Raw genomic sequence first — 17246 nt, 5'->3', positions numbered from 1 at the left:
CGTTTTCCTCACCCCGAGGCAACCTGCCGCACGTCCACAGAGATATGTTGATACGTTAGCCTCCGGGGAGAGGGTCGGGGTGAGGGGGATGCGTGGCGTGCCTGCCCCGAAGGTTCTGCAATGCTCCCCCCTCACCCTAACCCTCTCCCCAGGGGGGAGAGGGGATCCTTGACGGCTTCTGAAGGACCCAGCCCATGCATGAGATCGCTCTGTGCCAATCCTTGCTGGAGCAGGCGATGAAGGCGCGGGAGGCCGATCCCTTCGGCCGGGTGGTCCGCGTCAGCCTGTCGGTTGGGCAGCAAAGCCGGGTGCAGCCGGATGCGCTGCGCCATGCCTTCGACCTGCTCAGCCGCGACACCTTCCTGGAGGGCGCCGAACTGCGGATCGACCGACCGCCGGGCGAGGCGTTCCGGCTTGTCGAGATGGAGGTGTCGTGAGGGTGATGCTTTGCGTGCCTATGATGCGTCGCATTGCCGCTGCGGCAGCCGGCGCGGAGACGTGAACACGTGAGTCGGATCAATATTGTTGCTCGGGTCGTGATCGATGAGTTCCCGATCCACGCTTCGAAAGACGTGGGGAGAGGAGGCCCGGCATGCAGGAAAAACTCGAATTTCTGATCGCGCTGGCCACGGAAAAGCATTTCGGCCGTGCGGCACAGGTCTGCGGGGTGTCGCAGCCCAACCTGTCCGCCGCGATCAAACAATTGGAATCGACGCTCGGCGTGCCGCTGGTCGACCGCGGCGCCCGCTTCATCGGCTTCACCGCCGAAGGGGAGCGGGTTCTGGACTGGGCACGGCGCATCGTCGGCGACTACAAGGCGATGCGCGCCGATGTCGAGACGATGAAACAGGGACTGACCGGCACGCTGCGGCTGGTGGTGGTGCCGACGGCGCTGCCGGTGGTCCAGCGGCTGACCGCCACCGTCTGGTCGATGCATCCCGGCATCAAGATCACCATCGCCTCCCACAGCTCCACCGAGATCCTGTCCAGGCTGGAAAACCTGGAGGCGGAGGCCGGGATCACCTATCTCGACAACGAGCCGCTCGGCAATGTGGACGAGGTGCCGCTCTACCATGAGCGTTACCATCTGATCACGGCGGCCGACGGCCCGCTCGGCGTGCGCGACAGCGTCACCTGGGAAGAGGCGGCGACCCTGCCGCTCTGCCTGCTGAACACCACCATGCAGAACCGGCGGATCATCGACCGCGCCTTCGCCGAAGCGGGGGTGCATGCCGAACCGATGCTCGAATCCAACTCGATCGTCGTGCTGACCAACCATCTCCGCACCGGCATGTGGTCGACGATCATGCCGCGGATCATGGCGGATTCGCTGCTGCTTCCCCCGACCATCCGTGCCATTCCCATCGTGGCGCCGGAGCTGTCGACCCTGATCGGCCTCGTGGTGGCCCGCCGCGATCCGCAGCCGCCGCTGACCGCGGCGCTGATCGCCGACGCCCGCCGTCTCGCTCCCGAACTGGCGACGGCCGCCTGACCAGCCTGAGCGGTGGCCCGGGTCCTGTGCAGAGACATCATTCTACAATTATCGTTTGGTGATATTGAGGAGGTCCTGGCGGAATGATCGTTAAGATTTGATGTGAAATCATATTGACCTCCAGATGACCGCTGGGCTTAATCGGGCGCCTTACAGAGTTCGCGCCGGAGAGCAGCATGATTGGACGGGATCGGCAGGTCGCAGGCGGCATCCGCCGGAGAATGGTGGTCGCCGCGGCGATGATGATGACGGCCGCCGCCGCCGTCGGCGTGCTTCCGGTTTCGGCGGGAAGTGCGGCGGCGCAGGAAGCGCGCAAGGGCGGCACGCTGAGCATCATCCTCCAGCCGGAACCGGTGACGCTCACCCCCTCGACCAACATGGCGCAGCCGACCCAGGTGGTGGCCGGCAATATCTTCGACGGCTTGGTCGCCTATGATTTCGACCTGAAGCCGAAGCCCGCCCTGGCCGAACGCTGGGAGGTGGCGCCCGACGGGCTGACCATCACCTTCCACCTGCGCAGCGGCGTGAAATGGCATGACGGCAAGCCCTTCTCGGCCGCCGACGTGAAATGGTCGCTGGAGAACATCTGGAAGACCATCCACCCGCGCAACAAGTCGCTGTTCGAGAACGTCACCCAGGTCGACACCCCCGACGACTCCACCGTCATCCTGCGGTTGTCCAAGCCGTCGCTGCCGATCCTGTCGGTGCTGAACGGCGTCGGCGCCCCGATCCTGCCCAAGCATCTCTACGAGGGCACGGACATCCTGAACAACCCCTACAACAACAAGCCGGTCGGCACCGGCCCCTTCGTCTTCAAGGAGTGGAAGCGCGGCGAGTATGTCGAGCTGGCCCGCAATCCCGATTACTGGGAGGCCGGCAAGCCTTATCTCGACCGGCTGCTGTTCCGCATCATCCCCGATGCGGCCGCCCGCGCCGCCGCCATCGAGAAGGGGGAGATCCAGTACGCCCCCTACAACCCGGTGCCCTTCCGCGATGCCGAGCGGCTGTCCAAGCTGCCGCGCCTGAAGGTCGACACCCGCGGCTATGAGTGGCTGTCGCCGCTGCTCTATCTCGATTTCAACGTCGAGAACCAGTATCTGAAGGATGTCCGGGTGCGCCGGGCCATCGCCCACGCCATCGACCGCGCCGCCCTGGCGAAGATCGTCTGGTTCGGCTACGCCAAGCCGGCGATCAGCCCGGTGCCGTCGTCGCTCGTCACCTTCCACAACGCCAAGCTGCCGCAATATCCCTTCGACGTGAAGAAGGCCGAGGCGTTGCTGGACGAGGCCGGCTTCAAGCGCGACGCCAACGGCGTCCGCTTCACCCTGACCCATGATTTCCTGCCCTATGGCGACGACTACCGCCGCACCGGGGAGTTCCTGAAGCAGGCGCTGAAGCGCGTCGGCATCGAGGTCACCATCCGCTCGCAGGACAGCGCCGCCTTCATCAAGCGGGTCTATGTCGACCGCGATTTCGACTTCGCCATCTCCTACAACAACGCCTTCCCCGATCCGCAGATCGGCGTGGTCCGCGCCTTCTGGTCGGGCTGGCTCGGCACCGGCACGCCCTGGACCAACGGGTCGGGATACCGCAATGCCAGGGCCGACGCGCTGATCCAGGAAGCCGGCGTCGAGGGCGATCCGGCCAAGCGCGTCGCCGAGTTCAACGAGTTCCAGGACATCGTGCTGGGCGACGTGCCGTCGCTGCCGCTGCTGGAGCTGAACTTCTTCTCGGTCTATTCGGCCGACCTCCAGGGCATCGTCGAACAGGGCGACCAAGTCTATTCGTCGCTGAAGAACGCCCGCTTCGTCGACGCCCCGAAGGCGAACTGACGCATCGTGCTGACCTATCTCAGGCGGAGCGCCGCCCAGCTGGTCTTCGTCCTGCTGGGCATCGCGCTGATCAACTTCTTCCTGCTGCATCTGGCGCCCGGCGACGCGGCCCAGGTGCTGGCGGGCGAGTCCGGGGCGGCGACGCCGGAATACATGGAGGCGCTGCGCCGCCAGTTCGGGCTGGACCAGCCGCTCTACATCCAGTTCCTCCGCTATCTCGGCAATCTGGCGACCTTCGACCTCGGCTATTCCTTCCGCCAGTCGCTGCCGGTGTCGGAGCTGATCCTGCAGCGCCTGCCGGCAACCTTGCTACTGATGGGAACGGCGATCGGCTTCGCGCTGGTCGCCGGCTGCTCGCTGGGCTTCCTCGCCGCCCGGCGGGCAGGCAAGCTGACCGACACGGTGATTTCCATCGTGGCGCTGCTGTTCTACGCCACGCCGGTGTTCTGGGTCGGCATCATGCTGATCGTCGTCTTCTCCGTCATTCTGGACTGGCTGCCGGTCGGCGGCATGACCAGCGTCGAGGCCAACCTGAGCGGCCTTGCCCTGGTCGGCGACGTGGCGCTGCATCTGGTGCTGCCGGCGGTGACGCTCGGGCTGTTCTACCTCGCCATCTATGCCCGGCTGATGCGGGCGGCGATGCTGGAGGTCTACGGCCAGGATTTCGTCCGCACCGCACGGGCCAAGGGGGTGCGACCGCGCCGCATCGCTTGGCGCCACGTCCTGCGCAACGCCCTGCTGCCGATCGTCACCACGCTCGGCGTGCAGCTCGGCTCCATCCTCGGCGGGGCGGTGCTGGTCGAGACGGTGTTCTCCTGGCCGGGGCTCGGCCGGCTGGCCTTCTCGGCGCTGTTCCAGCGCGACCTCAACCTGCTGCTCGGCATCCTGTTCTGCTCGTCGGTGGTCGTGGTTCTCGTCAACATCGCGGTCGATCTGGTCTATACGCTGCTCGACCCGCGCATCGAACTCGGCTGACCGATGGCCCTTCCCGACACCGCTTCCCTGCCGCCGACGCGGACCGATTTCCGCGACCGCACCGTCGGCCGGCTGCTGCGCCGTCCCTCGGCGCTGGTGGGATTGATCCTGCTGGCGGGCATCCTCGCCATGGCGGGTTTCGCCGACATCGCCTTTCCCGGCGATCCGCTCGACATGGCGGGCACGCCGCTGCTGCGTCCGGGCGACGCGGCGGAGTTCCCGCTCGGCACCGACATGATGGGGCGCGACCTTGCATCGGGCATCTTCCACGGTGCCCGCGTCTCGCTGCTGATCGGCGGGGTGGCGGCGCTGGTCTCGCTGGTGATCGGCATCGGCATCGGCGCGCTGTCCGGCTATTACGGCGGCAGGGTCGACCGGGCGCTGATGCGGGTGACCGAACTGTTCCAGACCATCCCGCCCTTCCTGTTCACGCTGGCGCTGGTCGCCATCCTGCAACCCTCCATCGCCACCATCACCACGGCGATCGGCATCACCTCCTGGTCGGGGCTGGCCCGGCTGGTGCGGGCGGAGGTGCTGCGCCTGCGCAACAGCGAGCTGGCGCAGGCCTCGATCATCCTCGGCGCGTCGGATGCCCGGATCATCTTCCTACACATCCTGCCGAACACGCTGGCGCCGGTGATCGTCTCGGCCTCCATCCTGGTGGCGACCGCCATCCTCACCGAATCCTCGCTCTCCTTCCTCGGCCTCGGCGATCCCAACGTCGTCAGCTGGGGCGGCATGGTCGGCGCCGGACGCGAGACGATCCGCACCGATCCGCATGTCGCCGCCATTCCCGGCGTCGCCATCGTCATCGCCGTGCTGGCGCTGAACCTGCTGGGCGACGGCCTGAACGACGTGCTGAACGGCAAGGGGGAGCGGCGGTGAGCGATCCCATCCCGGCCGATCCCGTTCTTGCCGTCGACGGCCTCTCCATCGCCTTCCAGACCCGGCGCGGCCTGCTGCCGGCGGTGCGCGACCTGTCCTTTTCGGTCGGGCGCGGCGAGATGCTGGCCATCGTCGGCGAGAGCGGCTGCGGCAAGTCGCTGACCGCGCTGGCCCTGCTCGGCCTCGTGCCGACGCCCGGCCGGGTGACCGGCGGTGCGGTGCGGCTGGAGGGCCGCAACCTGCTGGCGCTCGACGAGGCGGCGCTGCGGCATGTGCGTGGCGCCCGCATCTCGATGATCTTCCAGGAGCCGATGACCGCGCTCAACCCGGTGCTGACCGTCGGCGAGCAGATCATGGAGGCGATCCTCGAACATGAGCCGGTCAGCCGCAAGGCGGCGCGCGAGCGGACGCTGGCGCTGCTGGAGCGGGTGCGCATTCCCGATCCGGCGCGCCGCTTCGCCGAATATCCGCACCGCATGTCCGGCGGCATGCGCCAGCGGGTGATGATCGCCATGGCGCTGGCCGGGGCGCCCGCCGTGCTGGTCGCCGACGAGCCGACCACCGCGCTCGACGTCACCATCCAGGCGCAGATCCTGTCGTTGATCGACGAGCTGCGGCGGGAGCAGGGCACCGCCGTGGTCTTCATCACCCATGACCTCGGCGTGGTGTCGCGCTATGTCGACCGCGTCCTGGTGATGTATGCCGGCCGCAAGGTGGAGGAGCGCGACACCCGCGACCTCTTCGCCGATCCCTTCCATCCCTACACCCAGGGCCTGATAGCGGCGCAGCCGCGGGGCCTGATAGCGGCCCAGCCGCGCGGCCTCGCAGCCCGGTCGCAAGCCGATGCCCGACTGCCTGGGGTGGCGCGGGAGCGTCTGACCGAAATTCCCGGCACGGTTCCGGCGCTGGCGGCGATGCCGCCGGGATGCGCTTTCGCCCCGCGCTGCCCGCTGGCCGACGACCTTTGCGCCCGGACCGTCCCGCCGCCGCGCCCGGCCGGCAGCGGCCTCGTCGCCTGCCATCACGCGGGAGAGAGCCATGCCATCTGACGCCAGCCCCGCCACCGTCCCCGTCCTGTCGGTGTGCGGGCTTTCGGTGGATTACGCGACGGCGCGCGGCGTGGTCCATGCGCTGGACGACGTGTCCTTCGAGCTGGCATCCGGCGAAACGCTGGGCATCGTCGGCGAATCCGGCTGCGGAAAATCGACCCTGGCGCGGGCCGTCGTCCGGCTGGTCGACCCCAGCGCCGGCACCATCCGGTTGGGGGAGGAGGACATCACCCACGCCTCGCGGCGGCAGCTGCGGGCGGCCCGGCGCGACATCCAGATGGTGTTGCAGGATCCGGCGGCCTCGCTCGATCCGCGCTGGACGGTCGGGGAGCTGCTGGCCGAGCCGCTGGCGATCCACCGCATCGGCAGCCGGGCCGAGCGGCGCGGGCGGGTCGCCGACCTGCTGCGCAAGGTCGGGCTGCCGCCCGAGGCGGCGGGCCGGCGGCCGCACGAGTTCTCCGGCGGCCAGCGCCAGCGCATCGGCATCGCCCGCGCGCTCGCCTTGGAGCCGAAGATCGTGGTGCTGGACGAACCCGTCTCGGCGCTCGACGTCTCGGTCCAGGCCCAGATCCTCAATCTGCTGACCGACCTCCAGCGGACGCTGGGCGTCAGCTTCCTGTTCATCGGCCACGACCTGTCGGTGGTGGAGTACATCTCCGACCGGGTGGCGGTGATGTATCTCGGCCGCATCGTCGAGCTGGGCGACCGCGACAGCCTGTGGCGTCGCCCGGCCCACCCCTACACCCGTGCCCTGCTCGACGCCGCTCCCCGGATCGATGGGCCGGCCGTGCCGACCGGGCCGGGATTGAGCGGCGACACGCCCAGCCCCTACGACCTGCCGACGGGCTGCCGCTTCCACACCCGCTGCCCGATCGCCACCGAGCTTTGCCGGCACGAGGCGCCGGCGACGCGGGAGCTGTCGCCGGGCCATCTCGTCGCCTGCCATTTCCCCGACACCGGGGCGGAGCCGTCCTCCTCCGCCCGTTTCGGCTCCGGCATCTGAGCGCCGGCCTCCGTCAGGCCGTCAGGAACAGCGCCGAGGTCCAGACCCGCGACTGGTCGCGCTGGCGGGCGGTGAGGAACAGCGGATGCTCGCGGTCCGCCGCGAGATCCAGCCCGGCCAGCGGGATCTGCCCGGAGAGGTCGCGGGGCAGCGGCGCCTCGGTGACGCGCTCCACCGTCACCTCCAGCTCGGTGCCGGGCAGAACGCGGGTGATGCCCCCCGACGGGCCCGCGGCCCCGTCGAGCAGCGCGTCGCCGTCGATCTCCAGCACCGCCTGCGGCGCATGCGGGTTGGGCGGCGGCGTCAGCGGGTTGCCGACCTTCACATAGGTGCCGATGTCGAGATCGACCCGGATGCGGGTGCCGGCCAGCCGCGACAGCGTCAGCTCGATGCCGTCGGTGTCGCCGTGGGTCACGGTGCGCAACGCCACGGTGGTGGCGTCCTGCCGCCAGCAGCCCTGTTCGGGATGGTCGAAGCCGAAGGGATCGACCCGCTGCACCGCCGCCCCGGTAACGGTGATGCCGCCGCTCCAATAGGCGCCGCGGTAGCGGTCCTTGATGCGGGCACCGCCCAGGCGCAGGCGGATGCGGCGCTCCGACAATCCCAGTTCGCGGTGCAGGTCGCGTTCCCACAGCAGCGTCTCGCCGTCGTAAAGCCGCAGGCTTTCCCAGCCGCGGTCGCCGAGCAGCCGGTAGTCGAGCGCATCGTCCGCCGACGCCTGCACCACTTCGCCCATCCAGCGGTCGCCCAGCCGCAGGGCGGCGAAGCTGCGCTCGCCGGTGGTGGCGAAGGTCCGGCGCGCGCGCAACGCCCGGCCGATGGTGGCGCGGTCGAGCCGGTCGGCCAGCACCCCGGTCAGCCCGCCGCGCGCGCCGAACACCGCGGTGGCCGGCGCGCCGCCGCCGCAGCGGCCTTGGTGCTCGTCGCTGCTGGCCGAGGCGCCTAGCCGGTAGCCGCGGGCCAGCGCCTCGGCATAGACCCAGTGGAACTGGCCCCAGGCGGAGCCGATCTCGATCAGACGCTCCAGGTCCGGATGGTGCCAGTCGAGATTGCAGCGCCGGCCGCCGACATGCGGGATCAGCAGATGGCCTTCCGGGTCGTCCTGATAGGCGGCATAGAGGTCGTCCAGCGGCCATGCGCCGGGACGCAGCTTGCCGCGGGTCGATTCGTTCCATTCGAAGGAGCGGACCGGCTGTCCCCGGCTGTCGGTGGGGAATTGCGGCACGCCGTCGCGCAGGAAGACGACGTTGTGGTCGCCGCCGGCCGCCGAGTTGCCGCACCATTCGGTGCCGGGATAGCAGACGAAGCGATCGGCCTCGTTGAGGTCGTCGATCAGCCCGACCGCCTCGCTCCAGGCCTTTTCGGTGACGTTGAAATCATTGGCGGTGTAGCCGAGCACGTCCAGCCCGGCGACGTCGCGGCCGTAGGACAGGTTGTAGGCGGTGTCGTTGGTGCCGACGGTGTCGTTGGAGTGGACATGCAGGTCGGCGTAGAAGGCGCGTGGCGCGTCCTCCTCGACGGTGACGAAGGCTTCGGCGGGGATTAGCCCCTCGGCGGTGGCGGCGATCCGCCATTCTCCATTGGAAAATTCGACCTCCCGGCGGTGCACCCGCCAGCCATAAGCATGGGGGGCGTCGTCGGGGTTGGACGAGAGCGTCAGTTGCTGGGTGGCTTCCCCCTGCGGGCCAGCCAGAGTCAGGGTGGCGTCGATGGTCCCGTCGGTGCAGCAGTTGCCCCAGACGTCCTCGGCGCGCAGCAGCAGGCTTGCCGGGCCGGGCGCCGTCAGACGCGGTGCCACCAGACGCAGGGCGGCGGGGGCGCCGGGAACGATGTCGATCACGCAGTCGCCGGGCACCTCGGCGTATTTCTGGCTGCCCAGCGGGTCGATGAAAACGCGGAAGCGGAAGCCCTGCTCGACGAAGCTCTGCACCCGCGTGCCCGGCCCGCCGCGCCGCCGGTCGCCGAGCCGAATGACGATGCGGTCGCCGGGGTTGAGGTAGCCGTCGATCACGTCGATGACGATGGCCTTCTGGTAGGGGCGCTCGTGGCCCTTCTGGTCGAAACGCACCTTCAGCGCCTGGATCGTCGCCGGGCTCTGCCCGGGAACCAGCGGTCCGGCCTCGTATTCGGCCGAGACATAGTTGGCGGCCTGCGGGTCGCTGGTCTGGAACAGCGCCCAGTCCGAATAGAACTTCATCGCCAGCTTGATGCCGGCCCCGTCGGCAAGGCCCGACGCGCCGACCTCGTAGACCAGCTGAAGCTCGGTCCACTCGCCGGCCACCAACCGGCGGTGCGAACAGCTGGTCGATCCCAGGAAGGGACGGTCCTTGTTGCGCTCGTACAGCCCGACGGGGGCGATGTGGCGGACAGGCGGCTGGGCTTCGGACATGGCGGCGTTTCCTCCGGCTTTCTGTGAGTTCTTCGGGTCAGGCGAGGAGCCAGTGGCGATAGCGCTGCTCGATGCGGAAAGCCGGGTTTCCGGTAATCCGGGCGATCGTGCCGATGATGGCAGCGCCCGACAGGACACGAATTCCACCGTTCATATCCGTTCTTTGCAGCCGATGAACTGCCTCAAGTCGATAATACAATATAATACAAACAAGAAATTCAACAGGATTCGGCATTGGCCGTTGTGGAGTCCCGCGGGGCTTGAGCCATCGCGTCGCCGATGGCATCAAGGCGGCGTGCTCAGGGCGATCGGGCCGGTCAATGAGGGGGAGGGGGCAGGGTGGCCCTGGTGCGAGACAATGCGACGGCGCTGTACCGGCAGATCGCCGACCAACTGCGCGACGAGATCGCCGCCCGCCGGTTCGAGCCGTCGGGACGGCTGCCGACGGAAAGCGAGATCGGCGCCCGCTTCGGCGTCAGCCGGGTCACGGTCAGACTGGCGCTCGACCGGCTGGAGGCGGCGGGGCTGATCGAGCGCCGCAAGGGCAAGGGAACCTTCACGGCCGGCAAGCGTGTCCAGCATCCGCTCGACCGCCTGCGCAGCTTCCACGAATCGCTGCGTTTGCAAGGGTTGGATGCCGCGATGCGTCCGCTGTCGGCGGGGATGGTCGCAACGCCGCCGGACCTGCAGGAGGATTTCGGCCCCCGTTGCCTGGAGGTTCGCCGCCTGCACCTGGTGAACGGCGAGCCGGTGGCGTTGGGCCGCAGCCTGTTGCCGCCGGCCCTGGAGCCCGTCGACTGGCAGGGAGCCGGGCACAAGCCGATCTACGGAATCCTGCAGGATATCGTCGGCAAGCCGGTCGGCAGTGCCGACATCGAGGTGAAAGCGGCGGCGGCCGATACCGAGGTGGCGGCGGCGCTCGGCCTGCCGTCGGGTGCGCCGGTGCTGGTGATGGACCGTCGTTCCGTCTTCGTCGGCGGCGGCTGCGCCGACCATTCGGTGTTCCACATCCGCTCCGAGCGCTACAGCTTCATCCTGTCCCATCGCTGGGAGGGGTAGCGTCAGGGCGAGGGAAGGATGCCGGTTCTTCACCGGGAGGGCATCGCCATGGCGGCGTCACCTGGCGAGATCGACTTTCGGCCTACCTGAGCAGGCCTGTCTGGTCGAGGCGGTCGATCAGGGTCCTCTTGCGGGCATGCCGGGCACTCAACCGTGCGATGCGGGTGCGGAAGTCCTCGTTTCGGCCATCGCGTTGGGCGAGCGCCCTGAGGTCCAGCAGGAGGCTCACGGCCTCCTCGTATTCGGCGGCGCGCTTGGCCTCGATCAGATCCTCCACCTTCCGCCAGGCGCTCTCGACACGCGTCGCCAAGGCATCGAGCCGGCGCGACCGGGTCTCCGCCTCGGCGCGCTCCCGGCGTACCCGCTCGGCGGCGGCGCGTTCGGCTTCGATCCTCCGCCGTTCCTCGGCATGGGCTTCCGCCGCGGACAGCAGGTCGCCGACACGGCGTGCGGGTCGTGGCGGGCCGGATGTCCCGGTTAGCGCCTTCCGGCAGCGGCGGCGCAATTCGGCCGGCACCGTCGCGCCGTCGCCGCAAGCCAGCCGTGTCAGAAGCTCGTCCTTTTCGGCGGCGGGCAGCGCCCGGATGAACGCGCCGAGCACCTCGTCGGTGAGCGGGTCGCTGGGCTGTTCGTCCCCTGCGGCGGCTGCGGCGAGCAGATCCTGGTCCAGCTGGACATAGTCGGCGAAGGCCCGCAACGCGCCGTCGAGCCGCGACAGGCCGGGTGGCCGGGGCGCTTCGGCATCGTCCTCATCCACCTCGCCGCGCTGCACGGCAAGCAGCCACCCGAGATAGAGGCAGCGCAGATCGCCCTCCAGCAACTGGGCGCGCAACGGGGCCAGGGCCGCCATCCATCCCGATCCGTCGTCCTCGCCGTCGATCTCCAGGTCATCCGCGGTGAAGGCCAGCACGATGCCGTCGCCCTTTTGCTCGGCCCGGAGCGTCCAGTCGACGGCATAGGGCTGGATCAGCTCGATATCGAACAGGCGTCGCGGCAGCCGGACCATGAAGGACCGTATGGACCAGAAGGCCATGTAGACCTGCAGATCGAACCAGCGCCCCATCATCTCGGTCGGGCTCGCTTTCAGATCGCCCCATTCGTAATGGTTGGTGAAGCTTGCGGCTGTGATCCGCGCCCGCGAGGAGATGGCTCTGAGCGCCGCCTGGTCCCCGGCGCTCAGCGGCCGGTCCATCGCCTGGAACTCGTAATATTGATACTCGCTCATGCCATCGCCCGGATGAGATCGGAAGAAGGGGGACATCCCGCAGCGTGCCGGTGCAGGACCGGACGGTGCCGGATCGGCGCGTGCCTGCACCGATCGTGCGAAGAAACATTGCCCGGAACGATCCTCCTGTCCATCCAACAGGCGAACCCAACCGATCACCGTCCAGGCTGCTTCGACGCCAAGGGCCACCGCGACGCCGCGATGGAACTGGGCGATGGCCTGCACCACCGCCAAGCCAAGGCCGCTGCCGCCGCTCTCTCGTGAGCGGGAGTCGTCGCTCCGCCAGAGGGATCGGCGCGGCTGAGACGCGTCCCCCCCTTCGAACCGCGAAACGTCGCCTTGGCGGCGTTGGTCAGCCATACCGGATTCCGGCAAAGCCGGGTTGGTCCAGCAGGGCTCGAAGAGCCTCGGCCAACCCATGGGAGCGGATGATCGACTGGTGGTCTCCATCGATCACCCGGACGATCGCCTGCCCGACCCCGGCCCATTCGTCGGGATCGGCCCCCTTGCGGAAGGGCGTGTCCGACAGCGTCTGGTCCGCCCGTCAGACCTGCAGGGGGGACGCCAGCTTGGGCAGGGTGAAGTCCCGCATCAGCCGATGGCAGTCCACGAACGGCCGCATCTGCAGGGCTTAAAGGTCGCGCGGCCGGTCCATCGCGGCCGGCAAAGCGGCCCGGAACCAGTCGCGCGCCCGCTCGGCGCGCGCGGCCCCCGGCAGGCCGCACACCGTGGCATCGACCCCCCCGGGACTGGATCAGCGGTACGTAGGAGCGGGCATGGCCGCCGGCCGGGTGGAACAGGAACAGCGGCCGCGCCCCCTCGGACCGGGCGGATTGCAGCGTGATCAGCGTTTCGCCGTCCCGCCGCTCCACCGCCTGCAGCTCCGCCGCCATGTCCTTCAGGACCGGATGAAGGAAGGGCAAGGGGAAGGGCACCGGCAGTTCCAGCCGATCGCGGATCGCGGCGACGAGGCGTGTCGCGGAGAGGGAGTTTCCGCCGAGCGCGAAGAAGTCGTCGTCGCGCCCGGCGTCGCCGATGCCAAGGATCTTGCCCCAGATGCCGGCGAGCCACCGCTCGGTGTCGCCCTGCGGCGGGGCGTGGAGGACGGCGCGCGGCTTGCCCGGCCGGGGGGAAGGGCGTTGCGGTCGACCTTGCCGTTGGGGTTCAGCGGCAGGGCAGGCAGCACCCGTCTCACCGCTGCCGGCACCATCGGCGCCGGCAGCCGCTCCGCCAGGGCGGCTCGCAGCCGGTCGCCGTCCAGGCCGCCATCCAGGCCGCCGTCGAGATCCCGGGGCGAGGCGGAAACGGTGCCGATGCCGGCTTCGTCTTCGGGCCCGTCGACCTGTCGGTGGCGCAGGGCGAACTGGTCTTCATCATCGGCGGCAACGGGTCGGGCAAGTCGACCTTCGCCCGGCTGATGGCCGGCCTGTAACCGCCGGAGCAGGGCGGCATCCGCTTCGCCGGCCGCGCCATCACGACAGCGGAGAGGGATTGGTACCGCCAGCATGTGGCGGTCATCCTCGGCGACCTCCATCTGTTCCGGCAGGCTCTGGCCGCCGACGGCGAGACCCCGTCGATGGAGGCGGCCGACCGGCCGTTGCGCTTGCTGGCGCTCGACGGCAAGGTGCAGCTCGCCGGCGGAGCCTGGAGCACCGTCTCGCTGTCGCAAGGGCAGCGCAAGAGGCTGGCGCTGATCGCCGGCATCCTGGAGAACAAGTCGATCCTGATCCTGGATGAATGGGCCGCCGACCAGGATCCGGAATTCCGCCGCATCTTCTATACGGGGATCCTGCCTCTTCTGGAGGAGCAGGGCAAGACGATCATCGCCATCACGCATGACGACCATTATTTCATTTCGACGTCGCGGATTCCCTCTACAAGATGGAGAGCGGCGTGCTGACCCGCATCCGCGGCGGAAGCGGCGGAGCGCGGCTCGGCGATTTGGCGGCAGGGCCGCGGCAGGATGTCCCCAGGATGTCCTTTGAGGGCTGATCCGACCTGCGCCGGGCTTGCCGGAGGCCTCCATTTCCCAGAAGAATGGGGGCATCGCGGCGAGGCGGATATCATCCGGCCAAGCCGTTGAAGCCCGTGAGAGCACGGTCCGGGTGCTGTTCGGCCGTGGTCGATCCGGCGGGAGGCGCTGCGCTGCGTGCCCGGCCGCCCGATGAAACCGGCCAGGGCGCCGACAGCCTGCGCTTCCGCCATCCCGGCGCCGAACCCGCGCTGGATCTCGGCGGGGTGGGGGTGTTCCGGGCTTGCGCGAACCCCAAGCGGACGTGAAATTCCCGGAAGGTTCGCAGCGCAATGCTTTCAATGGGTTGGCTTCGATGGCATCGTGATCGGCATCTGGCCGGGCAAGATCGCGGGGTGGTTCGCGCTCGATCCGGGATTGTGGGTTCCTGAACAAGTGGATATTGACTGGCAGTCGCCTCCTGCGCGGAGGCGTGGATTGAAACACCATCAACAACAACCTGCGAGCGGTCGACGCCATGTCGCCTCCTGCGCGGAGGCGTGGATTGAAACGACAGCGCATGGGCGATGTCGGTGATGAGGATGTGGTCGCCTCCTGCGCGGAGGCGTGGATTGAAACATGTCCCCTCGGTACCGGTCGATGTTCGATCGGACGTCGCCTCCTGCGCGGAGGCGTGGATTGAAACCGCACTGGTAGACGACGCACAGGGACGGCGTGCCGGTCGCCTCCTGCGCGGAGGCGTGGATTGAAACACCGGCCACCAGAACGAGACCATGCTGCGCGCGGCCGTCGCCTCCTGCGCGGAGGCGTGGATTGAAACTTCGCGAGTAGCGCTTTCGCCGCATAGGCGGTTGCGTCGCCTCCTGCGCGGAGGCGTGGATTGAAACGACCCGGCCGGCCGCGACAACCGTTCCCTGCGCCGGGCGTCGCCTCCTGCGCGGAGGCGTGGATTGAAACGACCTGACCGAGCCGTGCCCGGCATGCCCGTTCCGTCGCCTCCTGCGCGGAGGCGTGGATTGAAACGACGTTGGGCGGCTCCCAGACCTATGGCACCAGCGTCGCCTCCTGCGCGGAGGCGTGGATTGAAACCATCCGGGCGAGCGCCAGCTCCAGCGCGGGGATTGTCGCCTCCTGCGCGGAGGCGTGGATTGAAACCGTTGCGCTTGCACCAGCCGGCGACCGCGTCGCGGGTCGCCTCCTGCGCGGAGGCGTGGATTGAAACCACCGTCGCCGCTTCGACCTCCGGCCGTCCGATGGTCGCCTCCTGCGCGGAGGCGTGGATTGAAACGGGCCCGGTGATCCCCATCCCGGCAAGGTCATCCGTCGCCTCCTGCGCGGAGGCGTGGATTGAAACAACCGCGTTATCCGGCCCGATGATCGGGGCGCCGCTGGTCGCCTCCTGCGCGGAGGCGTGGATTGAAACTGTCGCTGTCGCGGGCCGCTCTGCCGGGCGAGGCCGTCGCCTCCTGCGCGGAGGCGTGGATTGAAACGACACGCGCGGCGTGGTGACGTGGATGACCGCGGGTCGCCTCCTGCGCGGAGGCGTGGATTGAAACACCAGCTCGTGTAGCGCCTTGTCGGCGCCCTCCGGTCGCCTCCTGCGCGGAGGCGTGGATTGAAACGCGTTACGGGGCGCCTGTAACGCAGTATCGGCTGTCGCCTCCTGCGCGGAGGCGTGGATTGAAACGCGATCCTCAAGCTCGGCAAGGACATCGAGAACTGGTCGCCTCCTGCGCGGAGGCGTGGATTGAAACTCCATCTGGGCGCGCAGGAAGGCGCCGCGCGGGTGTCGCCTCCTGCGCGGAGGCGTGGATTGAAACGCCCTATCCTTGCATGCAGCGATATGCACGAAGGGTCGCCTCCTACGCGGAGGCGTGGATTGAAACCAACAGTCAGTGCGGTTACTGTGGCAACAGCAGCTGTCGCCTCCTACGCGGAGGCGTGGATTGAAACCTTATAGGACATCGCGAGTCCGCGGAAGGCGTCGGTCGCCTCCTACGCGGAGGCGTGGATTGAAACTTCTCCATGATCGCTCGGGCTTTGTTCCGGGAGGAAGTCGCCTCCTACGCGGAGGCGTGGATTGAAACACCCTCGCGGGGTGGGAGGGCGCGACCGCGGCCGGTCGCCTCCTACGCGGAGGCGTGGATTGAAACCAGGGCGCAGCGGCGTTCGACGGGCGGCAGTCCCGTCGCCTCCTACGCGGAGGCGTGGATTGAAACGCGGCCATGTGGGCGAGGATCAGCTTGTGCCGCTGTCGCCTCCTACGCGGAGGCGTGGATTGAAACGGGACCCATACGACCGGCAAATCGTTGTTGACGCGTCGCCTCCTACGCGGAGGCGTGGATTGAAACGTCGCCCAACGGTCGAGGTCCGCTATCGCGGCGTGTCGCCTCCTACGCGGAGGCGTGGATTGAAACAACGTGGTTTCGACCGTCTGGACCCGCTTCGCCACGTCGCCTCCTACGCGGAGGCGTGGATTGAAACCGCCAGCTCACGGCGGAGGCACCCAAGCTGGAGAAGGTCGCCTCCTACGCGGAGGCGTGGATTGAAACGCGGGTGCTGGGCGCCGATGCCGGCGCCTCCGCGTCGCCTCCTACGCGGAGGCGTGGATTGAAACCTCCGGCTTGGCCCTCCGTCCCGTCGTCAGTGAAGGTCGCCTCCTACGCGGAGGCGTGGATTGAAACGTGAGGACGGTTCGCTGGAGGCCGCCAGCAAGCCGGTCGCCTCCTACGCGGAGGCGTGGATTGAAACAGGGTCGCAGCTCCGGTGATGCTGAATCCCGCGAGTCGCCTCCTACGCGGAGGCGTGGATTGAAACCGCATCCGTCATCTTGCGTCTGGTCAGGGCCGAANCCGCATCCGTCATCTTGCGTCTGGTCAGGGCCGAAGGTCGCCTCCTACGCGGAGGCGTGGATTGAAACAGGGTCGCAGCTCCGGTGATGCTGAATCCCGCGAGTCGCCTCCTACGCGGAGGCGTGGATTGAAACCACTGAGAAGTCGCAGGTTTTCGTCAAGCTGGTCGTCGCCTCCTGCGCGGAGGCGTGGATTGAAACTTGCCTTCCAGGCCGCCAGCCAGCGTGGGCGGGCGGTCGCCTCCTACGCGGAGGCGTGGATTGAAACGCGTCCTGAATGTCCATGACGGCGTCGATGTTGTCGTCGCCTCCTACGCGGAGGCGTGGATTGAAACGCCATTCCCGACCGTCCCAGCGCCGCGCGCGGGCGTCGCCTCCTACGCGGAGGCGTGGATTGAAACTTGGCGGTGCCGGCCGCCGCCGGCCTAGGCTTTGTGTCGCTTCCTACGCGGACAGGGCTCCGAAGCCGGGTTAACAGCGGTTTACGAACGTCGAAGTTTCTGATTCGGTGGAG

12 protein-coding genes, 2 pseudogenes and 1 CRISPR repeat array are annotated in these 17246 nt (G+C 68.4%); of the genes and pseudogenes, 11 read left to right on the top strand and 3 right to left on the bottom strand.

The genetic code is table 11. The annotated features are described in order from the left end of the window. Positions 1-194 precede the first annotated feature (194 nt). The 7 genes from JHL17_RS32695 (at position 195) to JHL17_RS32665 (ending at position 7236) form a co-directional block, all read left to right on the top strand. Complete coding sequence (locus JHL17_RS32695) at positions 195-437, top strand: hydrogenase maturation nickel metallochaperone HypA/HybF (protein ID WP_200198834.1); 243 nt, start codon at positions 195-197, stop codon at positions 435-437. Positions 438-592: 155 nt separating this feature from the next. Next, the gene (locus JHL17_RS32690) at positions 593-1492 is read left to right on the top strand and encodes a LysR family transcriptional regulator (RefSeq protein ID WP_200198833.1); all 900 of its coding nucleotides are present in this window, start codon (positions 593-595) and stop codon (positions 1490-1492) included. 176 nt (positions 1493-1668) lie between these two features. Beyond that, complete coding sequence (locus tag JHL17_RS32685) at positions 1669-3324, top strand: ABC transporter substrate-binding protein (protein ID WP_247893983.1); 1656 nt, start codon at positions 1669-1671, stop codon at positions 3322-3324. A 6-nt stretch (positions 3325-3330) separates the two neighbouring features. Then, complete coding sequence (locus JHL17_RS32680) at positions 3331-4299, top strand: ABC transporter permease subunit (RefSeq protein WP_200198832.1); 969 nt, start codon at positions 3331-3333, stop codon at positions 4297-4299. A 3-nt stretch (positions 4300-4302) separates the two neighbouring features. Next, entirely contained in the window at positions 4303-5184 is an 882-nt protein-coding gene (locus tag JHL17_RS32675; RefSeq protein ID WP_200198831.1) for an ABC transporter permease, read from the top strand. Next, on the top strand, positions 5181-6233 hold the full coding sequence (locus JHL17_RS32670; protein WP_345773927.1) for an ABC transporter ATP-binding protein: 1053 nt from the start codon (positions 5181-5183) through the stop codon (positions 6231-6233). The genes JHL17_RS32675 and JHL17_RS32670 overlap by 4 nt, the downstream gene beginning before the upstream one ends. Then, on the top strand, positions 6223-7236 hold the full coding sequence (locus JHL17_RS32665; RefSeq protein ID WP_200198830.1) for an ABC transporter ATP-binding protein: 1014 nt from the start codon (positions 6223-6225) through the stop codon (positions 7234-7236). The genes JHL17_RS32670 and JHL17_RS32665 overlap by 11 nt, the downstream gene beginning before the upstream one ends. Positions 7237-7249: 13 nt before the next feature. On the opposite strand, the gene JHL17_RS36840 is transcribed toward JHL17_RS32665, so the two are convergent. After that, on the bottom strand, positions 7250-9625 hold the full coding sequence (locus JHL17_RS36840; protein ID WP_211113659.1) for a hypothetical protein: 2376 nt from the start codon (positions 9623-9625) through the stop codon (positions 7250-7252). A gap of 339 nt (positions 9626-9964) precedes the next feature. Between JHL17_RS36840 and JHL17_RS32655 the strand changes: the two genes are divergently transcribed. Beyond that, complete coding sequence (locus JHL17_RS32655) at positions 9965-10684, top strand: GntR family transcriptional regulator (protein WP_200198829.1); 720 nt, start codon at positions 9965-9967, stop codon at positions 10682-10684. 82 nt (positions 10685-10766) lie between these two features. Here the strand turns inward: JHL17_RS32655 and JHL17_RS32650 are convergent, their stop codons facing one another. Further along, positions 10767-11909, bottom strand: a complete 1143-nt coding sequence (locus JHL17_RS32650; RefSeq protein WP_200198828.1) for a hypothetical protein — start codon at positions 11907-11909, stop codon at positions 10767-10769. Positions 11910-12017: 108 nt separating this feature from the next. Here JHL17_RS32650 and JHL17_RS32645 point away from each other — a divergent pair, with 108 nt between their 5' ends. Beyond that, positions 12018-12173 carry a hypothetical protein gene (locus tag JHL17_RS32645; RefSeq protein WP_200198840.1) on the top strand — a complete coding sequence of 52 codons (156 nt, stop codon included), beginning with the start codon at positions 12018-12020 and terminating at the stop codon, positions 12171-12173. A 677-nt stretch (positions 12174-12850) separates the two neighbouring features. Here the strand turns inward: JHL17_RS32645 and JHL17_RS37440 are convergent. Beyond that, positions 12851-12946, bottom strand: a pseudogene (locus JHL17_RS37440) (phosphopantetheine-binding protein); the annotation flags it as partial. Positions 12947-13257: 311 nt separating this feature from the next. Between JHL17_RS37440 and JHL17_RS32630 the strand changes: the two are divergent. Further along, positions 13258-13809: pseudogene (locus tag JHL17_RS32630) on the top strand (ATP-binding cassette domain-containing protein). Positions 13810-13997: 188 nt separating this feature from the next. Beyond that, positions 13998-14189 carry a hypothetical protein gene (locus JHL17_RS32625; RefSeq protein ID WP_200198827.1) on the top strand — a complete coding sequence of 64 codons (192 nt, stop codon included), beginning with the start codon at positions 13998-14000 and terminating at the stop codon, positions 14187-14189. Positions 14190-14333: 144 nt separating this feature from the next. Then, positions 14334-17133: a CRISPR direct-repeat array (repeat unit 32 nt; unit sequence GTCGCCTCCTGCGCGGAGGCGTGGATTGAAAC). Positions 17134-17246 lie beyond the last annotated feature (113 nt).

The sequence above is a fragment of the Azospirillum endophyticum genome, from assembly GCF_016595245.1.
Lineage (GTDB): Bacteria > Pseudomonadota > Alphaproteobacteria > Azospirillales > Azospirillaceae > Azospirillum > Azospirillum endophyticum.
The sequence above is the reverse complement of the archived record's forward strand: the minus strand, read 5'-3'. Positions and strand labels throughout refer to the sequence as shown.

Bases quoted from the DNA above. Each gene is read 5' to 3' on its own strand.
- JHL17_RS32695 (WP_200198834.1), top strand. From the start codon at position 195: ATGCATGAGATCGCTCTGTGCCAATCCTTGCTGGAGCAGGCGATGAAG.
- JHL17_RS32690 (WP_200198833.1), top strand. From the start codon at position 593: ATGCAGGAAAAACTCGAATTTCTGATCGCGCTGGCCACGGAAAAGCAT.
- JHL17_RS32685 (WP_247893983.1), top strand. From the start codon at position 1,669: ATGATTGGACGGGATCGGCAGGTCGCAGGCGGCATCCGCCGGAGAATG.
- JHL17_RS32650 (WP_200198828.1), bottom strand. From the start codon at position 11,909: ATGAGCGAGTATCAATATTACGAGTTCCAGGCGATGGACCGGCCGCTG.
- JHL17_RS32675 (WP_200198831.1), top strand. From the start codon at position 4,303: ATGGCCCTTCCCGACACCGCTTCCCTGCCGCCGACGCGGACCGATTTC.
- JHL17_RS36840 (WP_211113659.1), bottom strand. From the start codon at position 9,625: ATGTCCGAAGCCCAGCCGCCTGTCCGCCACATCGCCCCCGTCGGGCTG.
- JHL17_RS32665 (WP_200198830.1), top strand. From the start codon at position 6,223: ATGCCATCTGACGCCAGCCCCGCCACCGTCCCCGTCCTGTCGGTGTGC.